We start from the raw sequence: 20,427 nt of genomic DNA, 5'->3' as shown, positions 1-20,427 counted from the left end.
CCCCAATTGCCCTCTGCCGCAAAATGCCGCCTTATAGCGGTGCGGAGCAAGCTGTATTGTATGGGATCGCCAGCTAGAGACTTTCCGAGCTAGACCGGAAAGACTCTAAGCCGTTTGGGCGAGGGCCTCCACCGGCAGGAACGGCCGCACCGCCGCCAGCGCGCGGTTCACATAATCGGCCTTTTCGCCAACAGGCGCGACATAGTGGAGTGCCTCTTCGGCGGCCGCCGTCCCCGCGAGGCGCGCGATGATCCACGCGCCAAGATATTGCGACGCGAGGCAGCCGCCCGCCGTCGCGACATTGCCGTGCGCGACGAAGGGCGCGTCGAGCACTTCCACCCCCGCCTCGATCACCCACGGTTTGGTGGTGAGATCGGTGCAGGCGGGGAGGTCGCCGATCAGCCCGAGCCGTGCGAGCAACAAGGTTCCCGAACATTGCGCGCCGATCAATTGGCGCGCGGGGTCGAGCCGGATGCGGCCGAGCATCAGCGGATCGGCCGCGATCTCGCGCGTCCGGATGCCGCTGCCGATGATAACCGCATCGGCCTTTGCCGCGAAGTCGAGCGGTTGCTGGCGCTCGATCGTCACGCCGTTCATCGAGGTGACATGCGGCGTCGGCGCGGTGATATGCGCCTCCCAGCCCTGTCCACGCAGGCGGTTCAGGATGGCGGCCGCGACGAACGAATCGAGTTCGTTGAAGCCGTCGAAGGTCAGCACCGCGATCTGCACGTCAAAACTCCTGCGAAAGATGAAGGACCAAAGGGGCTCGCGCCTACACCGCGCCTTCGAAGATGTCATCAACCCAGCGCGACCGCGCGGCATCGTCGCGCGGCGAACCGAGATAGCGGGCCCACGCCGCGCTTTCGTGCGCGACGATGCCGAGTTCCCAGACACAGAAGGTCGGGCGCACCACGCCCGGCTGCGGCGGATAGGCTGGATCGAAGGCCGCGAAGGCGGGCATGTCGCCGTGGCGGTACCAGACCGCTTCCCACAGCTCGTTCGAGCCGCGCCACATCGACACGAGCAGAAAATAGAAATCGGTGCCGCAGCGGTGGAGGATGACGAAGCCGCAATCGCCCGCGACGAGGGTCGCGGGCGCCTGCTCATCGAACCACCGCGCCGCCAGAGTTTCGACATCGTCCGGCACCGGCGCCTCGGGGGCGGTCAGATGATAGAGTTTCAGCACGGCGCCGCCGGCCGCGACGCGCGAATGATAGCGCGCCGCTTTCGGATAGTGGCGATAGGCGGGATCGACGGCAGCGGACATAAAGGAAACTCCACAATGTTCCCTTTATGTTCTAATCGAATCGTGCGGCGGCGCAACCCGCTATCGACGGGTCAACGAAGTGCGATCGTCAAATGCGCAACCGCCACGATGTCCGTCAGCCGGTCGCGCAGCTCCTCGCACGACACCTCGCCCCTCACTTCGACGATCGCGGCGCGCGCCTCGGGTCCGACGCGCCACACGTGAAGATCGGTTACGACCGCCCCCGCCGCCTCGACGCGCGAACGGATCGCCGCCGCCGCTTCGTCGTCGTTCGTGTCGAGCAGGATCGCTGCGGTGTCGCGCATCAGCTCCCACGACCAGCGCGCGATCACCAGCGCCCCGACGATGCCCATCGCAGGGTCCATCCAGTGGAGCCCGAGATAGCGCCCCGCAAGCAGCGCGCCGATCGCGAGCAGCGAGGTCAGCGCGTCGGCGAGGACGTGGAAATAGGCCGAGCGGAGGTTATTGTCGTGACCGTGGTGATGGGCGTGATCATGGTCATGTCCGTGCCCGTGATGGTGATGCCCGCCCATCAGGAGCAGCGCGCTCGCGACATTGACCAGAAGGCCGAGCACCGCGACGAGCGTCGCGCTCGCGAAATCGACGCGCACCGGATCGATCAGGCGCAGGAAGGATTCGACCGCGATGCCGATCGCGAAAATGCCGAGGATCAGCGCCGAGGCAAAACCCGTGAGGTCGCCGACCTTGCCGGTGCCGAAGCTGTAGCGCGGATCGTGGCGATGCTTCTTGGCATAGCGATAGGCGAGCGCGGCTAGTCCGAGCGCGCCCGCATGCGTCGCCATATGGAAGCCGTCGGCGAGCAGCGCCATCGAGCCGGTCCAGTAACCCGCCGCGATTTCGGCGACCATCATCACCGCGGTCAGCGCGACGACCCACAGGGTGCGCTTCGCATTCTCGTCGTGCGAGGCGCCGAGGAAATCGTGCAGATGCTGGGTGGATGAGGATTCGGACATGGCCCCACCCTATAAATAATCAGCTCTCCGGCAAGTCGATCAAAGCCCGAAGGCGACGCGCCCTTCACCATCGATGGACCAGGCGGGATTCCAGGCGATTTCCCATGCATGGTCGTCAGGGTCGGCGACATAGCCGCGATAGCCGCCGGGCGGCGGCGCATCGGGATTGCGGAGCAAGGCGCCCCCGGCTGCGACAAGCCGGTCGATCGCGGCGTCGACCGCCCCCGCGCTTTCGACATTGTGCGCGAGCGCGAAGGATCCGGGGCGGACAAGCCCGCGGCGGTTCATATCCGCCTCCAGCGAAGCTTGCAGGAAGGTACCGAGCATGAGGCCATTCATCTGGTAGAAGATGATCTCCTCATTCTCGAATACCGGCGACCAGCCGAAGCCATCGCCGTAGAAGCGCCGCGAACGCGCGAGGTCCGCGATGCCGAGCGTAATAACCGAAATCTGTTGTTGCATAACACGACCTTTCGATGCGGCAACGTGAAGATACGCCGCCGTTCCAGGTCATGGGGCTCGCCGTCACACCGGCTGCCAGGACCCGCGAGCGCGGGGGCCGGGCCAACCGCACCAGCCTGTCCTTTTCTGACAGGTCTATCTTACCGACACCGGGGGTACGGATTCAACCGGCGGCGAAGCAAAGCCCTGCGCCGATGGCTCAGCCCGCCTTTTTCATTTGCCGGTATTTGTGCAGCAACGGCTCGGTATAGCCCGACGGCTGCGTGACGCCTTCGAAGATCAGCGCGCGCGCGGCGCGATAGGCGATCCCGTCGGGCGACAGTTTTTCATAAAGCGCATCGCCCGCATTCTGCGCGTCGACCTTGGCTGCCATGCGCGCCAGCGCAGCGTCGACCTGCGCCTCGGTGCAGACACCGTGGAGCAGCCAGTTGGCGAGCGCCTGGCTCGAAATGCGCAGCGTCGCGCGGTCTTCCATCAGGCCGACGTCGTCGATGTCGGGGACCTTCGAGCAGCCGACACCCTGATCGATCCAGCGCACGACATAGCCCAAGATACCCTGGCAATTATTGTCGAGCTCGCGCATGATTTGGGCTTCGCTCCAGTTGCGGCCGGTGGCGACGGGGATGGCGAGCAGGCGATCGAGCGACGGCACCGCCTCGCCGGCGATTTCCTTCTGTCGCGCGAACACGTCGACCTGATGATAGTGGAGCGCGTGCAAGGTCGCGGCGGTCGGCGACGGCACCCACGCGGTGTTCGCGCCCGACTTCGGATGGCCGATCTTGGCGTCGAGCATCGCTTTCATCAGGTCGGGCATCGCCCACATGCCCTTGCCGATCTGCGCCTTGCCCGAAAGCCCGCAAGCGAGGCCGATGCGGACGTTGCGGTCCTCGTAGCTCGCGATCCAGTCCGACGCCTTCATCTCGCCCTTGGGGATCATCGGCCCCGCGCGCATTGAGGTGTGGATCTCGTCGCCGGTGCGGTCGAGGAAGCCGGTGTTGATGAAGACGATGCGGTCCTTCACCGCGTGGATGCAGGCGGCGAGGTTCGCGCTGGTGCGGCGCTCCTCGTCCATCACGCCGACCTTGATCGTGTGGCGCGCGAGGCCGAGCATATCCTCGACCGCGTCGAACAGGCGATCGGTGAAGCCGCATTCCTCCGGCCCGTGCTGCTTGGGCTTCACGATATAGATGCTGCCCGCGCGGCTGTTCCTGAGCGTGCCGAGGCCCTTGAGGTCGTGGAGCGAGCAGAGGCTGGTGATCACCGCATCGCAGAGCCCCTCGGGCGCTTCGGCACCGTCGGGGAGCTTGATCATCGGCGTCGTCATCAGATGACCGACGTTGCGCACGAACATCACGCTGCGGCCGTGCAGGGCGAACGCCTCGCCCGACGGCGATGTCCATTCACGGTCGGCCGCCATCGCTCGCTTGACGGTCTTGCCGCCCTTGTCGAAGCTCTCGACGAGGTCGCCGCGCATCAGGCCGAGCCAGTTGGTGTAGCCCAGAACCTTGTCCTCGCCATCGACCGCGGCGACGCTGTCCTCGAGGTCGATGATCGTCGTCAGCGCGGCCTCGATCAGGACGTCGGCGATGCCCGCGGGGTCGGTCTTACCGATCGCGCTGTCGGGGTCGATGACGAGTTCGATGTGAAGGCCGTTATGCTTCAGCAAAATGCCGCCGGGCTTGCTGCCCGCCCATTGCGACGGATCGGCTAGCGTCAGCTCTCCGCCCTGCCAGTCGGCCCAGCTCCCCGACGCGAGCGGCACCGCTTCGTCGAGGAATGCCTTCGCCCGCGCGATCACCGCGGCGCCGCGGTCGGGATCATAGCCGCCGGGCTTTGCAGGCGGCGCGTCGAGTGCGTCGGTGCCATAAAGCGCGTCGTAAAGGCTGCCCCAACGTGCATTGGCGGCGTTGAGCGCGAAACGCGCATTGAGCGCGGGCACGACGAGCTGCGGCCCCGCCATCGTCGCGATTTCGGGATCGACATTTTTTGTGCCGACGCTGAATGGCGCGGGTTCGGGGACGAGATAGCCGATCTCGCGCAGGAAAGCCTGATAGGCGGCGGCATCGTGCGCCTGTCCAGCACGCGCTTCGTGCCACGCATCGATCTGCGCCTGCATATTCTCGCGCTTCGCCAGCAGCGCGGCATTTTCGGGCGCAAACTTGCCCAGCAACCCGGCGAAATCGCTCCAGAATTTGGAAGTGTCGAGCCCGGTCCCCGGCAGCGCACGCTGTTCGATGAAATCGGCCAGTCGCGAATCGACGGACAGGCCGGAGCGATCGAGAAATTCGGTCATGCAAGCACCCTCTGGTCGGCGCGGCTGCGCCAGTGGACCCGGGGAGGAAAGGGCCGCCGCCCTATGCCGCGATTGGATTCGATTGGCAATGGGCGCTTTTCAATGGGGGCCGCGTAGGTTACGTTGCAACGCACAACGAAAAAAGACACCCTCCCCTGATGATCCGGATCCATGGACGATACACGACTGAAATTGATGGAAGCCATCGCCCGCAAGAAGCTGGTAACGGCGCAATATAACGGCCAGACGCTGACACTGGCGCCGCATCTGCTGTTCGAACGCCGTGGCGACCTGTTTATCAGCGCGCTGAATCTCAATAAGAGCTGGCGGTCGGACGAAGATCCGCGGCTGGGGCATTTCAAGCTCGGCGGCCTCGCGTCGATAGAGCTCAGCGAAGAGGGTTTCGAGCCCCTCCCCGGTTTCGAAGCCGCGCCGCCGCGCGAGGAAGATACGCCGCTGCTCGCGGTCTGATCAGGCGACGCCGAGGGCCGGCACTGACGGCATTTCACCGAGCGCGACGCGAACCTGGTTCCGTCCCGCGGCCTTGGCCCGATAGAGCGCGGCGTCGGCGCGGCGCGCCAGTTCGAACAGCGAACGGTCCGACGTGCGCTGGGCGACACCGAACGACGCCGTGAAGCCGCGGTCGACCCCGAGCACCGGCAATCGCGCCGAAGCGAAAGCGGCACGCACGGTTTCCGCATAAAGCCGTCCATCGGACAGCAAGGCGTCGGGAAGCAGCACCGCGAACTCCTCGCCGCCGATGCGGCCCACGATCGCATTGGCAGGCGCGGCACCGGCCAGCATCGCCGCGAAATGCGCGATCACGCCGTCGCCCGCCGCATGGCCGAAACTGTCGTTGATCTTCTTGAAATCGTCGAGGTCCGCAGTGATCAGCACTGCCGCCCCGCCACGCAGAAACGCCAGTTCGGCATGATGTTCGAAGCCGCGCCGGTTGAGCACGCTCGACAGCGGATCGGTTTCCGAACGCGCGACCATTTCCGCCGTCGTGTCGCGCATGATCACGAGCAGCATGACGAGCGCGATTGCCATGAGGGTAACGACGCTGCCGCTCTGCGAGATGGCGGCATAGGTCGTCGCCATATAGCCCTGCGGCGAACTCGCCGTTCCGACCGTCGCGGCGATGAAGGGCTTGGCGATATAGATGATCGCCGCGATCACCTGCAACGCAATCAGCAGCAGGTCGAGCGCCTGGCGCCGGCGCGAGCGCCAGATCACCAGCCCGAGCAGCGACTGCATCGCGAAATAGGGTAGCTGATAGAGGGTGAGCCGCAGCGTCGAGCCATAGGTCATGCTGAAAATCGCGGGCACGGCGAGGATGGTGAGGACCCATATCGCCGCCATCGCGGCCAAGGGCGGCGGCACGCGATAATGATGCGCAACCCCGACCAGCGCGAAGCTGAGTGCGAGCATGAAGACCAGGAAGATGCCGATGCCGACGGGGGTCGGATCGACCTGCTGCGTCAGCAGAAATTCGAGGCCGACATAGATGATCCCCATGCCATAGCCGAACGCAAGCCACCCCGCGCCGCGCGCGGTGCGGTTGGTCGCGGCGACCACAGCAAACGCGACGGCAAAAATGCCGGCCACCGACATGTTAATGCCAAATATAAAGGCAGAAGTCATCGCCCCTCACTCATCGTCGTCCGTCGGCGTAACCGGGCCGTCCCCAACTTTCGGTTAATATATTGCGATTCGGGATGATTCGCGCGCGTGTTACCCGATTGGCCGGCCTGCCGCAGCGACTTTACCGTATCGCGGGTTCCCGCGTTGCCCCCGCCGCCACCCGTGCTATGCGAGCATCCATTTTCTTAGCCGAGGATATCGACCGTGCTGCGACGTGCCTTTCCGTGGTTTGCTCTCTTGTTCGCCGTCATCCCGCCCCTCGCCAACGCCCAAGAAGCCAGAACGCGCGTCACGATCCTCGGCGTCGAGCACGCCGCCCAGCTCGTCGCCGAAAAGGACCAACCGGGGATGCTCGCGGCCTGGCTCGATCTCGTAAAGCCTGCGGCGGTGTGTATCGAGCGTCCGCCCGAACAGGCATCGCGGCAGGACTATTACGAATTCACCTATGAAATCCAAGGCATCGTCCTGCCCTGGGCCGCGAAGAATGCGACCGAACTTTGCCCGATCGACTGGATGCCGCCGGTCGACGATCAACTGCTCGGCTTCGGCGTCGATCTCGATATGCCGCTCGAAGTGCGGAAGACACAGGGGTTTCGGGGTTTCCTGACCTTTCCCGACCGCAAGATACTCGATTGGGATTTCTTTTCAGCCGACGACCCCGCAACGCTCGCGCCTTTGCAGAAATGGGCGAACGAGCCCGCGCCGCGCGCCGACCGCGACCTGCCGCGCCGCCTCTATCTCTATCGCACCTTCATGCAGGCGCAGCGCGTCCGCGCGATCGCGCGCAAGCGGAAAGGCGAAACCGTGCTGGTGGTCGTCGGATATTTCCACAAGCCCGACATCGAGGCGATCCTGAAGCACGATCCCGCGATCGAACTCGTGCCCGCCGCGAGCCTCGGCCGCCCCGACGACGCGGCCGTGCGCGCGGCGACGACAGCGGAGCATCGCGGTGCGATCCTCGCCTTCAACCTGCTCGGGATGCAGGCGACCACGGGCGTCGTGGACTGGGGATGGGTCGAGCGCGTCCTCGCCGATTTCGCGGGCGAGGCGCCCTCGCACGAAGCGCGGCTGTTCCAGACACGATACCGCGTGTTGACGGGCAAGATATCGCTCGGAGAGGCCGCACGGAGCTATACGACGATCGCCGAGGATGCGGCGAGCGCCGAGCCCTTCGGTTGGACCGGCGTCAAGGATAAGAGCCGCATCGATTCCTTTTTCGATCCCTTCGGCAATCTCGACGTGCGCCAGCGGGCGCGGGTCGAACTCGCGCGCACCCTGTTGGCTGAGGGCAAGGATGTGCGGGCGCAGCAAGTGCTGGACACGCTCGCCGCGACGCTTTCGCCGCGCAAGGCATTGCAGCTTCACGGTTATGCGCCGCTCCTCAAACCCGTCGCTACAGCCGCAAAGGCACCATAGCGCGTCGGGGGTGGCAAAAGGGCGGCAGGCACGTCTATAGCCGGCGCATGAACTCCGTCACGACCGCCGAGGCCCCCGTGCTCGAACGCGCCGCCGACGCGCCCATGCTCGCGCAGGTCGAGCGATGGGCCGCAATCAACAGCGGCACGGGCAATCTTGCGGGGCTGAAGAGCGTTGCCGGCGTGCTGGCAGACGCCTTTTCCGCGCTGCCGGGCGAGGTCCGGCTCGTCGCGGCCGATCCGGTCAAGAGCGTCGACGCCGCGGGCAAGGTCAATATCATCCAGCGCGGCGACCATCTGCACCTCCGCGTGCGGCCCGGCGCGCCGGTGCAGTTGCTGCTGACCGGCCATATGGACACGGTATTTGCCGCCGACCATCCGTTCCAGACGCTGAAATGGCTCGAACCCGGGGTGCTCAACGGCCCCGGCACCGCGGACATGAAGGCGGGCATTTCGGTGATCCTTGCCGCGCTCGCGGGACTCGAAGCCTCGCCGCTCGCGGAGCGAGTCGGCTATGACGTGATGATCAACAGCGACGAGGAAACGGGCAGCCAGGCCTCGGCGCGGCTGATCGCCGAGCTCGCGAAAGGCAAGACCGCGGCGCTGACCTATGAACCCGCCCTCCCCGACGGCACGCTTGCCGGCGCGCGGCCGGGAAGCGGCAATTTCTCGGTGATCGTCCATGGGCGCGCCGCACACGCGGGGCGCAACCCGCAGGAGGGGCGCAACGCGCTGCTCGCCGCCGCCGACCTTGCGCTGCGGCTCGGCGCGCTCAGATCGGATACGCTGAAGGTCAATCCGGCGAAGATCGACGGCGGCGGGCCGAACAATATCGTGCCCGACCAGGCGATCCTGCGCGTCAACATGCGCCCGACGACTCCGCAAGCGATGGCGGCGGCCGAAGCCGCGATGCGCGATGCCGTCGCGGCGGTGTCGCGCGAACATGACGTGCATTGCCATGTCCATGGCGGCTTCAACCGGCCGCCGAAGCCGCTCGACCCCGCCGCAACGCGGCTGTTCGAGCTGGTGCGCGACTGCGGGACGGCGCTCGGCCTGCCGGCGATCGGCTGGAACGCGACCGGCGGCGTGTGCGACGGCAACAATATCGCCGCGTGCGGGATTCCGGTGGTCGACACGATGGGCCCGCGCGGCGGCGCGATTCATAGCTCGGACGAATTTCTGATCGTCGATAGCCTCGCCGAACGGGCGCGGCTGTCGGCGCTGACCATGTTGAGAATAGCGGAACGGGGGACTGTGTGAATTATGTGATCCGGGCGGCCAAACCGGGCGATCTGCAAAGCATATACGAAATGGCGAAGCTGACCGGCGGCGGCTTCACCAACCTGCCCCCCGACAAAAAGGCGCTGCGCGCCAAGCTCGAGCGCGCCGAGGCGGGTTTCAATTCGGACAAGGAATATCCCGCCGACGAGCTTTACCTGATGGTGCTCGAGGATTTGGACAGCGGCGAAGTGCGCGGCACCTGCCAGATTTTCGGGCAGGTCGGCCAGCGCTGGCCCTTTTATTCCTATCGCATCGGCACCGACAGCAAGCATAGCGAACAGCTGGGCCGCACCTTTCACGCGCAGGTGCTGATGCTGAGCAACGACCTCAACGGCGCATCCGAAGTCGGCGGGCTCTTCCTGCACCCCGCGGCACGCGCCGGCGGGCTCGGGCTGCTGCTCGCACGCTCACGCTACCTGTTCATCGCGCGGCACCGTGCGCGTTTCGGCGACCGCATCCTCGCCGAGTTGCGCGGTGTGATCGACGAGGCGGGCGGATCGCCCTTCTGGGACGGGGTCGCGGGCAAATTCTTCGGGATGAATTTCCAGGAAGCCGACCAGTTCAACGCCGTCCACGGCAACCAGTTCATCGCCGACCTGATGCCCAAGCATCCCGTCTATATCGCGATGCTGAACGAACAGGCGCGCAGCGTGATCGGCGTCCCGCACCCGACGGGGCGAGCGGCGATGCGGATGCTGGAGAATGAGGGCTTCGCATTCGAAAATTACGTCGACATCTTCGATGGCGGCCCGACGATGACAGCACGCACCGATCAGGTCGCGAGCGTGCGCGATGCAAAGCATGTCGAGGTGACGGGAATTGCTGAAAGCGGCGAGGACGCGCTGATCGCGACCGGACGGCTCGGCGATTTCCGCTGCTGTTTCGGAAAGGTCGGCGCCGACGGCACGATCGACACGGAGGCGGCGCGCATTTTGAGCATCGGCAAGGGCGACGAAATCAGCTGGATCGGGCGGTAACCATGCTCACCGAAATCAACTTTGACGGGATTATCGGCCCGAGCCACAATTATGCGGGGCTCAGCCGCGGCAATATCGCGTCGGCGAGCCATGCCGGCGACGTGTCGCAGCCGCGAGCTGCGGCGCTGCAGGGCATCGAGAAAATGCGCCACAATCTGGCGCTCGGGCTGCCGCAGGGCTTTTTCGTCCCGCTCGATCGCCCCGATGCGCCCTGGCTCGGGGCGCTCGGCACGACGCCGGAGCAGGCCGAGGGCCATTTACGTGCACAGGCCTGGTCGGCCTCGTCGATGTGGGCCGCGAATGCCGCGACGGTCTCCCCCGCCCCCGACAGCGCCGACGGCAAATGCCATCTGACCGTCGCGAACCTCGTCACCATGCCGCACCGCAGCCACGAATGGCCGGGCACGCTCGCGCAGCTTCGCCTCGCCTTCGCCGATCCGGCCTTTCAGGTGCACGCCCCCGTCCCCGCGCCGTTCGGCGACGAGGGCGCGGCGAACCATATGCGGCTGTGCAGCGGACACGACACAGCCGGCGTCGAGATTTTCGTCTATGGGGTCGGCGGCGGGCGATTCCCCGCGCGCCAGCATCTCGACGCGTCGAAGGCGATCGCGCGCAAGCACCGGCTCGATCCAGCGCGCACGCTGTTCATCAGGCAATCGGACAGCGCGATCCAGGGCGGCGCCTTTCACAACGACGTCGTTGCGGTCGCGAACGAGCATGTGCTGTTCACGCACGAAACCGCGTTCGAGGATCGCGAGGCGGCGCACGCCGAAATCCGCGCGGCCTTCCCCGCGGTCGAGATCGTCGAAGTGCCCGCGAGCGCGGTGAGCCTGGCGCACGCGATCAAATCCTATCTGTTCAATGCGCAGCTCGTCAGCCTGCCCGATGGCGGCGGCATGGGGCTGGTGCTGCCGACCGAAGCGCAGGACACCCCCGCCGTCTGGAACTGGCTGGAAGCTATGATCGCGGGCAACGGTCCGATCCGCCGCCTGTTGCCCGTCGATGTCCGCCAGTCGATGGCGAACGGCGGCGGCCCCGCCTGCCTGCGGCTGCGCGTCGTCGCCGATCCCGCGACCGTGGATCCGCGCTTCATCGCCGACGAGGCGAAGCTCGATAGCATCGCCGCCGTGGTGGCGAAACTCTGGCCCGAGGCGATCGCGTCTGGCGACCTTGGCTCGGCTGCGTTGGCGAGCGACGTACGCAAGGCACGGAGCGCCCTGCTCGCCGAGCTTGGCCTCAGCGAACTGGACTGATCTTCCTTGAAGATACGCGAACTGGTCGACACCGCTCAGATTCCGGGTGGAGAAGAACTGCGCCTCTACCGGCGCGGGGACGATTTCATCATCGCGATCGGCGGCAATGAATTGATGAACAGCCGAATGAGCGGCTCCGAAGAGGCGCTCGCGGTGATGAGTTGTGAGCGGCTGCGGGGGCCCGATACCGCGCAATTGCTGATCGGCGGCTATGGCATGGGGTTCACGCTCCGCGCCGCGCTCGCGGCGCTCGGCCCGGACGCGAAGGTAACCGTCGCCGAGCTCGCTCCCGAAATCATCGACTGGGCGCGCGGGCCGATGGCCGGGCTCGCGGCGGGCTGTCTCGACGATCCGCGCGTCGAGCTGGTCGTCGGGGACGTCGCGGCGGCCATTGCGGGCGGGCGAAGCCGCTATGATGCGATCCTTCTCGACGTCGACAATGGCCCCGACGGGCTGGTGCGCGCGGCGAACGACGGGATTTACTCGGCGGCGGGGCTCGCATCGGCGAAAGCGGCGCTGCGGCCGGGCGGGGTGCTCGCGATCTGGTCGGCCGCGCCCGACGCGCGCTTTACGCGGCGGCTGATGGCGGCAGGGTTTCGGGTCGAGGAAGTCGCAGTGCGCGCGCGGGCGGGCGGCAAGGGCGCGCGGCATGTGATCTGGTTCGCGCGGGCGGGATAGATCCGTTACTGGCCGGACGCGACAGATCGGGCCGGTTTCGCGCTATGTGCAAGCTCCCCGCCCTTCCGCCACCTGTCGGATTAACTTACAATTTACCATAAGCCCGGCGCGCCGAATCCCCGATTTGCGCCGGTGGCATGGCGTTTGCTTGGGATAGGCCGATGCTGAAGAAAATCGGACGTCTGTTCGTCATCAAGACCCGCCTCGAGGCGTGCCTGATCATCTATGCGCTCGCCGTCGGCGCGATGGCGCGCGGCGCGGCCTATCTGCACGAATATCCCGGTTACGGCGGCAAGCTGTTGCTGCTGGCCTGCACGGGGTCGGTATTCCTTGCCGGCGCGAAGATTTTCGACTGCCTGCGCTACGAGCAGGCGGCGGACGCCGCGAGGCGGGCGGGCTAGCGCACCGGACTTTCGCCGGTCATCAGGATATGCCAAGGCACGGCCCATGAGCAGGATCAGCGGGCGGCCCACGATCAGTACCGAGCATGTTTACGGCCTGAGCCTGCGCGTCGCGCGCTGGCGCGAAGGCGCGCCCGGCACGCCGCTCTTGTTCCTCAACGGAATCGGCGCCGACATCGCCGCTGCTGCGCCTTTGCTCGCGCAGATCGACGGCCGCGAAGTGTGGACGCTCGACATGCCCGGCGTCGGCGGCTCGCCCGACGCGCTGCTGCCCTATGCCGCCCCCACGATCGCGGCGGTGGTGATGGAGATTGCTGACCGGCTGGGTCACAAGGTGATCGACGTCGCGGGGTTCAGTTGGGGCGGCGCACTGGCGCAGCAGGTCGCGATCCAGTTTCCCGGGCGCGTGCGCCGGCTGGTGCTGATGGCGACGACCCCGACGGTGGGCGCGCCGGGGATCGGCTGGGCGGCTTTGCTCGACGACGATATGCTGGCAAGCGGCCTGAAGCTGCCGACCGCGACCCCGCTCGGCCTCGCCTATCAGTCGATGGCGATGGCCGGGTGGACGAGCGTCGCGGCGCTACCGCACCTCAAAGGCACGCCCGTGCTGGTCCTGATGGGCGAGCGCGACGGCGTCGTGCCCGCGTGCCACGGCCAAGCGATCGCCGATTTGATCGACGGCGCGGCGCTCGAGGTGGTGCCGGGATCGCACCTCTTTCCTTTCACCCACGCGGCGGCGATTTCGACCCGGATCAGCGCGTTTCTGGATCAGCCGGAGCGGGCGCAAGCCGCCGCTTGAGGAAGTCCGCGATCGCGGCGGCGGTCGCGTCGGGCGCTTCTTCCATCGGCAAATGACCGATGCCGGGCAGGATCGCGACCTCCGATCCCTTTATCCGTTCGTTGAATGTCTTCGCGGCGCTCGGGTTGATCACCCGATCCTTAGCTCCGAACAGGATCAGGGTCGGCGCCGCAATCTCGCCGACCCGCGCCGCGACTTCGGGCTCGCGGTCCATTCGCGCGCGCAGCACCGTGGCCTCGCGATTGCCGGGGAAAAGCAGTAATTCCCAATAGCGGTCGATCATCGCGTCATCGATGATGCCCTGTTTCTCGACCGAGCCACGCAGCGACTGTTCGACGAGCATCCGCGGCGTCACCCGCGTCGCCAGCCAGCGGCCGAAGGGATATTCGAGTATGCGGAAGCCGACGTTCGATTCGGGCCGCTTCTCGCCTTTGCGGAGCGGCATGCCCGCGGCGTCGATCAGCAGCAGCGCATCGACGCGCGCAGGCTCCGCGAGCGCATAGCGCCACGCGACCCAGCCGCCCATCGAATTGCCGCCGAGAATGAAATGATCGAGCCCGAGCTTCGCCGCGACGACATCGACGGCGTGCCTCATCCCCTCGGCCGAATAATCCTTGTCGGGCGTCGCGCCGGTCAGTCCGTGCCCAGGCAGGTCGAGCGTGACGATGCGATAGGTAGCGCCGAGCCGCTTCACCAGCGGCTCCCACGTATGGAGGCTGGCATTGGCGCCGTGGATCAGGATGATCGGCGGGCCGTCGGCGCGGCCCTGATCGCGGTAGTGGATATGCTGGCCGGCCGGCCCGGCGACGAAGGCCGCGTCCGGGCCGCCATATTTGGCGATCATCGCGTCGCGATCGGTATCCGGGGTCAACAGCAGCAGGAAACCGACGACAATCGCAAGCAGGACGCCGAGCGGGATCAACACCCGCTTGCGCCGGAACAAGGGACGCCGCCGCGGCTGCGGCTCGTCGAAATCCATATCGTCAGCAACCATCACGCGCCCCCCTCAAGGCGTGAAGCGACCCTAGCGCGCGAGGGCACAGGGTCAATCTATGCCGAAGGATGTAGCGCGCGGCGAAAGGTCTCGGGAAGGAACAAGAGGCCGATCACCAAGGTGATCATCGCCACAACCACCGGATACCAGAGCCCGTAATAGATATTGCCGGTCGCCGCGACCATCGCGAACGCCGTCGTCGGCAGGAAGCCGCCGAACCAGCCGTTGCCGATATGATAGGGCAGCGACATCGCAGTGTAACGAATGCGGCTCGGAAACAGCTCGACAAGCAAGGCGGCGATCGGGCCGTAGACCATCGTCACGAGCAGCACGAGGTAGAAGAGGATCGCGACGACGAGCGGTTTGTTGATCGCGGCGGGGTCGGCCTTGGCGGGATAGCCGGCGGCGGCGAGCGCCGCGTCCATCTCGGCAAGCCGAGCGGGAATGCCCGCGGCCTTCATGCCGGGGCCGAGACCCCCTTGCGGATTGGCGATCGTAATAACTTCTCGCCCGATGGTGACCGTCGCCCAGTCGCTTCCCGCGTCTTGCGAAACATAGGGCACGCCGGCCTTGGCCAAATGTGATTTCGCGACGTCGCAAGCGGTTCGATCGAACCTGTTCTTGCCGATGGGGTCGAATTGGAATGAGCAGGCGGCGGGGTTGGCGATCACCGTCACCGGCGCCCTTGCCTGCGCGGCCGCAAGCCCCGGGTTGGCGGCTTCGGTCAGGATCTGGAACGCCGGAAAATAGGTGATTGCGGCAAGCGCGCAGCCCGCGAGGATGATGGGCTTGCGCCCGACCTTGTCGCTGAGCCAGCCGAAGAAGATGAAGAAGGGCGTGCCGAGCGCGAGCGCGATGGCGATCAATATGTTTGCGGTCGCACCGTCGACCTTCAGCGTCTTTTCGAGGAAGAACAGCGCGTAGAATTGTCCCGAATACCAGACGACCGCCTGCCCCGCGACCGCGCCGAAGAGCGCGACAAGCACCCATTTTAGGTTTTCCCAGCGCCCGAAGGCTTCGGTCAGCGGCGCTTTCGACGTCGTCCCCTCTTCCTTCATTTGCTTGAAAACCGGGCTTTCCTCGAGCTGGAGGCGGATCCAGAGCGACACGCCGAGCAGGATGATCGAGATCAGGAAGGGGATGCGCCAGCCCCAGTCGGCGAACGCCGCCTCGCCCATCGCCGTGCGGATCGCGATGACGACGCCGAGCGCGGCGAACAGGCCCAATGTCGCGGTGGTCTGGATGAAGCTGGTGAATAGGCCGCGTTTGCCGTCGGGGGCATGTTCGGCAACATAGGTCGCGGCGCCGCCATATTCGCCGCCGAGCGCGAGTCCCTGGATGAGGCGGAGCAGCACGAGCAGGATCGGCGCCGCGACGCCGATCGATGCATAGCTGGGTAGGACGCCGACGAGGAAGGTCGAGGCGCCCATCAGCCCCATGGTGACGAGGAAGGTGTTCTTGCGCCCGACGAGATCGCCGATGCGCCCGAAGACGAGCGCCCCGAACGGCCTTACCGCAAAACCTGCGGCAAAGGCTGCGAGCGCGAAGATGAAGCCGGTGGTTTCGTTGACGCCCGAGAAGAATTGAGCCGAAATGATCGTCGCAAGCAGGCCGTAGAGGTAGAAATCATACCATTCAAACACCGTGCCGAGCGACGAGGCCAAGATGACTTTGCGTTCGCTCTGGCGGGTGTCGCTTGCTGTGGTCGCTACGCCTGCGCCGTCCGTCATTTACCACTCCCCATTTTCGGAAGTGGTTCATCCCAACATCCGTTCGCCCGAGCCCGTCGAGGGGCCGTTCTTCCTTTTGCGCAATGCTAGAGGAAAGAGCGGTGCTTCGACAAGCTCAGCACGAACGGAAAATGAGGTTTGTCTGTAATTTAGCCGACGCGCTTCACCGCGCCCTTGTGTGCGCCGACGCTCTTGTTCCTCGGGCGGAAGCGGCGCTTGCGCTGGGGCTGGCCTTCGCCGCTAGCCGGACCCTCGCGGCGCGGGCCGCGGTCGCCGCGCGGCTGACCGCCATCACGGTTCCCGGCGTCGCGTTGGCCCCCGTCCCGCTGACGGTGCGCGTCCTCGCGCTGGCGCTGCGGGTTGCGTCCCTTGCTACCGGTATCGCGCGGCGGCTGCACCGGCTTGGGCAGGTTGCGTACCAGTTCGCTGAAATTCTCGGGCAGCGGCATCGGTTCGGACTTGGTTCGCGTCACGCGTTCGATGTCGCGCATATAGGTGCGCTCGTCGGGGGCGATGAAGCTGATCGCCTTGCCTTCTGCGCCGGCACGCGCGGTGCGGCCGATGCGGTGGACATATTGTTCGGGAACATTCGGGATTTCGAAGTTGATCACATGGCTCACCCCCGACACGTCGATACCGCGCGCGGCGATGTCGGTCGCGACGAGCAGCTTGATCTCGCCCGAGCGAAACGCCTGCAGCGCCTGCGTGCGCTGCGACTGGCTCTTGTTGCCGTGGATCGCCATCGCCTTGATCTTCGCGCCCGCAAGGTGACGCACGACGCGGTCGGCGCCATGCTTGGTACGGGTGAAAATAAGCGCGCGGTCGATGTCCTCGCGGCCGATCACCGCAGTCAGCAGCGCCTGCTTTTCCTTCTGTTCGACGAAGGTCGAATATTGGCGGATCTTCTCGGCAGTCGTCGCCTGCGGGGCGACCGACACGGTAACCGGATCGTTGAGGAACTGGTCGGCGAGGCCCGCGATCTCTTTCGGCATTGTCGCCGAAAAGAACAGGTTCTGGCGGCGCGACGGCAGCAGTTTGGCGATGCGGCGCAGCGAGTGGATGAAACCCATGTCCATCATCTGGTCGGCTTCGTCGAGGACGAAGATTTCGACATCGTCCATGCGTAGCGCGCGCTGGTCGATCAGGTCGAGCAGGCGCCCCGGCGTGGCGACGAGGATGTCGACGCCCTGCGCGAGGTCGCGGATCTGCTTGTTGATCGGCACGCCGCCGAACACGGTCGATACGCGAAGCTTGGTAAAGCGGCCATAGTCCCGGCAGCTTTGCGCGATCTGCGCCGCGAGTTCGCGCGTTGGCGCGAGCACGAGCATCCGGCAGCTGCGCGGATTGGCGCGGTGCGGATAGGTCAGGAGGTGATGGATCGAGGGCAACGAAAAGCCCGCGGTCTTGCCCGTGCCCGTCTGCGCGATGCCGCACAGGTCGCGACCCTTCATCAGCGGCGGGATCGCCTGCGTCTGGATCGGGGTGGGCTGGGTATAATCCTTGGCGGCAAGCGCGCGATTGATGTCGGCGTGCAGGCCAAAGTCGTTAAAAGTCGTCATAAATTACTCACATGGGGCGACGCGCAAGCGCATCCGTTCGATCCGAACGAACGGCGCACGGCCGCGGGTTCGAAACGACCCGCGTGAAAGGGTGCCTCTGGGGACAAAGCGCCGGTCCGGCTCGTCCCGCGCCTGTTTCGGACGGGAAAATCACGCTGCCGGTGGTTGCGGCGGAAGGGTCCGCCATGCTGCGCTGCACCATCATATGGCATGGGTTGCGCAATATTGCAAGATTATTGCTCGGCACGGGATTGCTCCCCTCCCTCGTTCGTGCTGAGCTTGGCGAAGAGCGAACGGGAGAGGGAGGACATCATGCCGGAAAAGATCATCGTGATCGACGAAGGCACGACCTCGACCCGCACGATGCTCTTCGACGCCGAGGGCTCCCCGCTCGGCAGCGCGCAGCGCGAGTTTCGGCAGCATTATCCGGGGCCGGGGCTGGTAGAGCATGATGCGGCCGAAATCTGGGAAGCGACGATCGCCTGCACGCGCGACATGGTCGAACGGGCGGGCGGCGCGCATCGGGTGGCGGCGATCGGCATCACGAACCAGCGCGAAACCGTCGTGTTCTGGGACCGAAAGACGGGCGAGCCGCTCGCGCCCGCGATCGTCTGGCAAGACCGCCGCACCGCAGCCGATTGTGCGACACTGAAAGAGGCGGGGCACGAGGCGATGGTGCAACAGAGAAGCGGCCTGCTGCTCGATCCCTATTTTTCGGGGAGCAAGATCGGCTGGGCGCTGGAACACTGGCCGCAGCTTCGCGAGGCGGGCGAGCGGCTCGCGGTCGGGACGGTCGAATCCTATCTTGTCTACCGGCTGACTGGCGGCGTCCATGTCAGCGATGCGACCAACGCCTCGCGCACGCTGCTGATGGATATCAACGGCGATGGCGGCTGGGACGAGCAATTGTGCGACCTGCTCGGCGTGCCCATGACGCTGCTCCCCGAAATCACCGGCTGCACGACGCGCGTCGGCGTGACCGAACCCGCGCTGTTTGGGAGCCCGATCGCGATCTGCGGCATGGCGGGCGACCAGCAGGCGGCAACGATCGGGCAGGCGTGCCTGTCGCCCGGGCAGACCAAGGCGACCTTTGGCACCGGCGCCTTCATCCTGTCGGCGAGCGGTCCCGAACGTCCGCAATCGGCGAACCGCCTGCTCGCAACTATCCTGGTTCAGGAGGAGGGTGCCCGCTCCTATGCTCTCGAGGGATCGGTGTTCGTCGCCGGCAGCCTGATCAAATGGCTGCGCGACGGCCTCGGCCTGCTCGCGAGCGCCGGCGAGAGCGAGGGGCTCGCGCGGTCGGTCGCCGACAATGGCGGCGTCTATCTGGTCCCCGCCCTCGCCGGGCTCGGCGCCCCGCACTGGCGGCCCGACGCGCTCGCGGCGCTCTCCGGCCTCAGCTTTGCGAGCACGAAAGCGCATGTCGCGCGCGCTGCGCTCGAAGCGCAGGCCTATCAGGCGCACGACCTCAAATCCGCCTTCGCCGCCGACGGGGTCGACTGGGCCGAATTGCGGATCGACGGCGGCATGGCCGCGAACGACTGGATGGCGCAGGATCTGGCCGACATGCTGGATCTGGCGGTCGAACGCCCGGGGTTCGTCGAAAGCACCGCGCTGGGCGCCGCGATGCTCGCCGCCACGGGGGCCGGCCTTTATCCCGATCTTGGTAGCGCCGCCGCGACGATGCGCGGCACCGCGACACGCTTTACCCCGGCTCTGGACGCCCAGAAACGCAAAACGCGCCTTGCCGGTTGGCAAAGCGCGCTTGCAAAAGTCCTCGGCTGAGGAGCCGAATTAACGCTTGAGGGTGAGACCACCGAAACGCTTGTTGAACTTCGCGACCTGACCGCCAGCGTCGAGCAGGCGTCCGGTGCCGCCGGTCCACGCCGGGTGCGCGGTGGGGTCGATTTCGAGCGTCATCACGTCGCCCTCTTTGCCCCAGGTCGAGCGCGTCTGATATTCGGTGCCATCGGTCATCTTGACCGTGATCATGTGATAGTCGGGGTGAACGTCTTTTTTCATCTCTTGGCTCCTGTGCCGCTGGTTACCGACCAGCGGCTGAGTCTGTGCGTCCGAGAACGCGAAGTGGCGCCCTTAGTGGGCTGGCTGGAAAAATGCAACTCCCCTGCTTCGTCACCCCGGACCTGATCCGGGGCCCACGACTTCGACGCCGCGGTGGATCCCGGATCAAGTCCGGGATGACGAAGTGAGATACTTCTTAGTCGCTCGGCGGATCGGCGATCATAGCGGTGAACTGGCATTCGGTCGCCAATTGATCGCCCAGCATCGCCTTACCTTCGAACTTGCAGATATTCCGTTTCGCCTGAAGGATCGTGACATGGAGGTCGAGCAGCACGCCGGGTTCGACGGGCTTCCTGAACTTCACCCCGTCGATGCCCATGAAATAGACGAGCTTGCCCGAGCCGCCGAGGCCGAGCGATTCGATCGCGAGAATGCCGCCCGCCTGCGCCAGCGCCTCTACGATGAGGACGCCGGGCATGATCGGCCGGCCGGGGAAATGGCCCTGAAAAAAGGGCTCGTTCATCGTCACCGCCTTGACCGCGTGGATCGAGGTGTCCTTCACCATCGATTCCACCCGGTCGACGAGCAGCATCGGATAACGGTGCGGCAGCAGCGTCAGAATCCGGCGGATATCCACCGGGCCCAACGCCCCTGCCCCATTTTCCCCTTCGGCCATCG

Annotated in this window: 20 protein-coding genes; 9 read left to right on the top strand and 11 right to left on the bottom strand. The window is 65.9% G+C overall.

Going from position 1 to position 20,427, the window contains the following annotated elements; genetic code table 11:
• Positions 1-105: 105 nt before the first annotated feature.
• The 5 genes from E5675_RS06360 to E5675_RS06340 all read right to left on the bottom strand — a co-directional run bounded on the left by E5675_RS06360 (position 106) and on the right by E5675_RS06340 (position 4,996).
• Positions 106-729, bottom strand: coding sequence for a DJ-1/PfpI family protein (locus tag E5675_RS06360; protein WP_136173773.1), 624 nt, complete (start codon positions 727-729; stop codon positions 106-108).
• A 43-nt stretch (positions 730-772) separates the two neighbouring features.
• Positions 773-1,267, bottom strand: a complete 495-nt coding sequence (locus E5675_RS06355; protein ID WP_136173772.1) for a hypothetical protein — start codon at positions 1,265-1,267, stop codon at positions 773-775.
• A gap of 71 nt (positions 1,268-1,338) precedes the next feature.
• Positions 1,339-2,241 (bottom strand): CDF family Co(II)/Ni(II) efflux transporter DmeF, encoded by a 903-nt coding sequence (dmeF, locus tag E5675_RS06350; protein ID WP_136173771.1) that lies wholly within the window; start codon positions 2,239-2,241, stop codon positions 1,339-1,341.
• A 39-nt stretch (positions 2,242-2,280) separates the two neighbouring features.
• Positions 2,281-2,703 carry a VOC family protein gene (locus E5675_RS06345; protein WP_136173770.1) on the bottom strand — a complete coding sequence of 141 codons (423 nt, stop codon included), beginning with the start codon at positions 2,701-2,703 and terminating at the stop codon, positions 2,281-2,283.
• Between the two features lie 199 nt (positions 2,704-2,902).
• Complete coding sequence (locus E5675_RS06340; protein ID WP_136173769.1) at positions 2,903-4,996, bottom strand: malate synthase G; 2,094 nt, start codon at positions 4,994-4,996, stop codon at positions 2,903-2,905.
• Between the two features lie 171 nt (positions 4,997-5,167).
• Between E5675_RS06340 and E5675_RS06335 the strand changes: the two genes are divergently transcribed.
• The gene (locus E5675_RS06335) at positions 5,168-5,467 is read left to right on the top strand and encodes a hypothetical protein (protein WP_136173768.1); all 300 of its coding nucleotides are present in this window, start codon (positions 5,168-5,170) and stop codon (positions 5,465-5,467) included.
• Here the strand turns inward: E5675_RS06335 and E5675_RS06330 are convergent, their stop codons facing one another.
• Positions 5,468-6,640, bottom strand: a complete 1,173-nt coding sequence (locus E5675_RS06330; RefSeq protein WP_136173767.1) for a GGDEF domain-containing protein — start codon at positions 6,638-6,640, stop codon at positions 5,468-5,470. It abuts the gene before it with no gap.
• A gap of 204 nt (positions 6,641-6,844) precedes the next feature.
• Here E5675_RS06330 and E5675_RS06325 point away from each other — a divergent pair, with 204 nt between their 5' ends.
• The 7 genes from E5675_RS06325 to E5675_RS06295 all read left to right on the top strand — a co-directional run bounded on the left by E5675_RS06325 (position 6,845) and on the right by E5675_RS06295 (position 13,444).
• Complete coding sequence (locus E5675_RS06325; RefSeq protein ID WP_210727616.1) at positions 6,845-8,056, top strand: hypothetical protein; 1,212 nt, start codon at positions 6,845-6,847, stop codon at positions 8,054-8,056.
• A gap of 47 nt (positions 8,057-8,103) precedes the next feature.
• Positions 8,104-9,315, top strand: coding sequence for a hydrolase (locus E5675_RS06320; RefSeq protein ID WP_136173766.1), 1,212 nt, complete (start codon positions 8,104-8,106; stop codon positions 9,313-9,315).
• Positions 9,312-10,313 (top strand): arginine N-succinyltransferase, encoded by a 1,002-nt coding sequence (locus tag E5675_RS06315; protein WP_136173765.1) that lies wholly within the window; start codon positions 9,312-9,314, stop codon positions 10,311-10,313. The genes E5675_RS06320 and E5675_RS06315 overlap by 4 nt, the downstream gene beginning before the upstream one ends.
• A 2-nt stretch (positions 10,314-10,315) precedes the next feature.
• Positions 10,316-11,566, top strand: a complete 1,251-nt coding sequence (locus E5675_RS06310) for an N-succinylarginine dihydrolase (protein ID WP_136173764.1) — start codon at positions 10,316-10,318, stop codon at positions 11,564-11,566.
• 6 nt (positions 11,567-11,572) lie between these two features.
• Positions 11,573-12,244, top strand: coding sequence for a spermidine synthase (locus E5675_RS06305; protein ID WP_136173763.1), 672 nt, complete (start codon positions 11,573-11,575; stop codon positions 12,242-12,244).
• A gap of 161 nt (positions 12,245-12,405) precedes the next feature.
• Entirely contained in the window at positions 12,406-12,645 is a 240-nt protein-coding gene (locus E5675_RS06300) for a hypothetical protein (RefSeq protein ID WP_136173762.1), read from the top strand.
• A 46-nt stretch (positions 12,646-12,691) separates the two neighbouring features.
• Complete coding sequence (locus E5675_RS06295; protein WP_136173761.1) at positions 12,692-13,444, top strand: alpha/beta fold hydrolase; 753 nt, start codon at positions 12,692-12,694, stop codon at positions 13,442-13,444.
• Here E5675_RS06295 and E5675_RS06290 read toward each other — a convergent pair.
• From E5675_RS06290 to E5675_RS06280, 3 genes are all read right to left on the bottom strand, one after another.
• On the bottom strand, positions 13,398-14,438 hold the full coding sequence (locus tag E5675_RS06290; RefSeq protein ID WP_136173760.1) for an alpha/beta hydrolase: 1,041 nt from the start codon (positions 14,436-14,438) through the stop codon (positions 13,398-13,400). The genes E5675_RS06295 and E5675_RS06290 overlap by 47 nt on opposite strands.
• Positions 14,439-14,494: 56 nt before the next feature.
• Positions 14,495-16,168, bottom strand: coding sequence for an MFS transporter (locus E5675_RS06285; protein WP_136173759.1), 1,674 nt, complete (start codon positions 16,166-16,168; stop codon positions 14,495-14,497).
• A 149-nt stretch (positions 16,169-16,317) separates the two neighbouring features.
• Positions 16,318-17,727, bottom strand: coding sequence for a DEAD/DEAH box helicase (locus tag E5675_RS06280; protein ID WP_136173758.1), 1,410 nt, complete (start codon positions 17,725-17,727; stop codon positions 16,318-16,320).
• A 312-nt stretch (positions 17,728-18,039) separates the two neighbouring features.
• Between E5675_RS06280 and E5675_RS06275 the strand changes: the two genes are divergently transcribed.
• On the top strand, positions 18,040-19,512 hold the full coding sequence (locus tag E5675_RS06275) for a glycerol kinase (protein WP_136173757.1): 1,473 nt from the start codon (positions 18,040-18,042) through the stop codon (positions 19,510-19,512).
• A gap of 9 nt (positions 19,513-19,521) precedes the next feature.
• Here the strand turns inward: E5675_RS06275 and rpmE are convergent, their stop codons facing one another.
• Both rpmE and fabZ read right to left on the bottom strand, forming a co-directional pair.
• Positions 19,522-19,749 carry a 50S ribosomal protein L31 gene (rpmE, locus tag E5675_RS06270; RefSeq protein ID WP_037555096.1) on the bottom strand — a complete coding sequence of 76 codons (228 nt, stop codon included), beginning with the start codon at positions 19,747-19,749 and terminating at the stop codon, positions 19,522-19,524.
• Positions 19,750-19,945: 196 nt separating this feature from the next.
• Positions 19,946-20,425, bottom strand: a complete 480-nt coding sequence (gene fabZ / locus E5675_RS06260; RefSeq protein ID WP_136173755.1) for a 3-hydroxyacyl-ACP dehydratase FabZ — start codon at positions 20,423-20,425, stop codon at positions 19,946-19,948.
• Between the last annotated feature and the right edge of the window lie 2 nt (positions 20,426-20,427).

It is taken from the genome of Sphingopyxis sp. PAMC25046, assembly GCF_004795895.1.
Lineage (GTDB): Bacteria > Pseudomonadota > Alphaproteobacteria > Sphingomonadales > Sphingomonadaceae > Sphingopyxis.
This window is presented reverse-complemented; position numbering and strand designations above follow the sequence as displayed.

Excerpts from the sequence above, each read along its gene's own strand:
- E5675_RS06355 (WP_136173772.1), bottom strand. The coding sequence starts at position 1,267 with ATGTCCGCTGCCGTCGATCCCGCCTATCGCCACTATCCGAAAGCGGCG.
- dmeF (WP_136173771.1), bottom strand. The coding sequence starts at position 2,241 with ATGTCCGAATCCTCATCCACCCAGCATCTGCACGATTTCCTCGGCGCC.
- E5675_RS06345 (WP_136173770.1), bottom strand. The coding sequence starts at position 2,703 with ATGCAACAACAGATTTCGGTTATTACGCTCGGCATCGCGGACCTCGCG.
- E5675_RS06340 (WP_136173769.1), bottom strand. The coding sequence starts at position 4,996 with ATGACCGAATTTCTCGATCGCTCCGGCCTGTCCGTCGATTCGCGACTG.
- E5675_RS06335 (WP_136173768.1), top strand. The coding sequence starts at position 5,168 with ATGGACGATACACGACTGAAATTGATGGAAGCCATCGCCCGCAAGAAG.
- E5675_RS06330 (WP_136173767.1), bottom strand. The coding sequence starts at position 6,640 with ATGACTTCTGCCTTTATATTTGGCATTAACATGTCGGTGGCCGGCATT.
- E5675_RS06320 (WP_136173766.1), top strand. The coding sequence starts at position 8,104 with ATGAACTCCGTCACGACCGCCGAGGCCCCCGTGCTCGAACGCGCCGCC.
- E5675_RS06310 (WP_136173764.1), top strand. The coding sequence starts at position 10,316 with ATGCTCACCGAAATCAACTTTGACGGGATTATCGGCCCGAGCCACAAT.
- E5675_RS06300 (WP_136173762.1), top strand. The coding sequence starts at position 12,406 with ATGCTGAAGAAAATCGGACGTCTGTTCGTCATCAAGACCCGCCTCGAG.
- E5675_RS06295 (WP_136173761.1), top strand. The coding sequence starts at position 12,692 with ATGAGCAGGATCAGCGGGCGGCCCACGATCAGTACCGAGCATGTTTAC.
- E5675_RS06290 (WP_136173760.1), bottom strand. The coding sequence starts at position 14,438 with ATGGTTGCTGACGATATGGATTTCGACGAGCCGCAGCCGCGGCGGCGT.
- E5675_RS06285 (WP_136173759.1), bottom strand. The coding sequence starts at position 16,168 with ATGACGGACGGCGCAGGCGTAGCGACCACAGCAAGCGACACCCGCCAG.
- E5675_RS06280 (WP_136173758.1), bottom strand. The coding sequence starts at position 17,727 with ATGACGACTTTTAACGACTTTGGCCTGCACGCCGACATCAATCGCGCG.
- E5675_RS06275 (WP_136173757.1), top strand. The coding sequence starts at position 18,040 with ATGCCGGAAAAGATCATCGTGATCGACGAAGGCACGACCTCGACCCGC.
- rpmE (WP_037555096.1), bottom strand. The coding sequence starts at position 19,749 with ATGAAAAAAGACGTTCACCCCGACTATCACATGATCACGGTCAAGATG.
- fabZ (WP_136173755.1), bottom strand. The coding sequence starts at position 20,425 with ATGGCCGAAGGGGAAAATGGGGCAGGGGCGTTGGGCCCGGTGGATATC.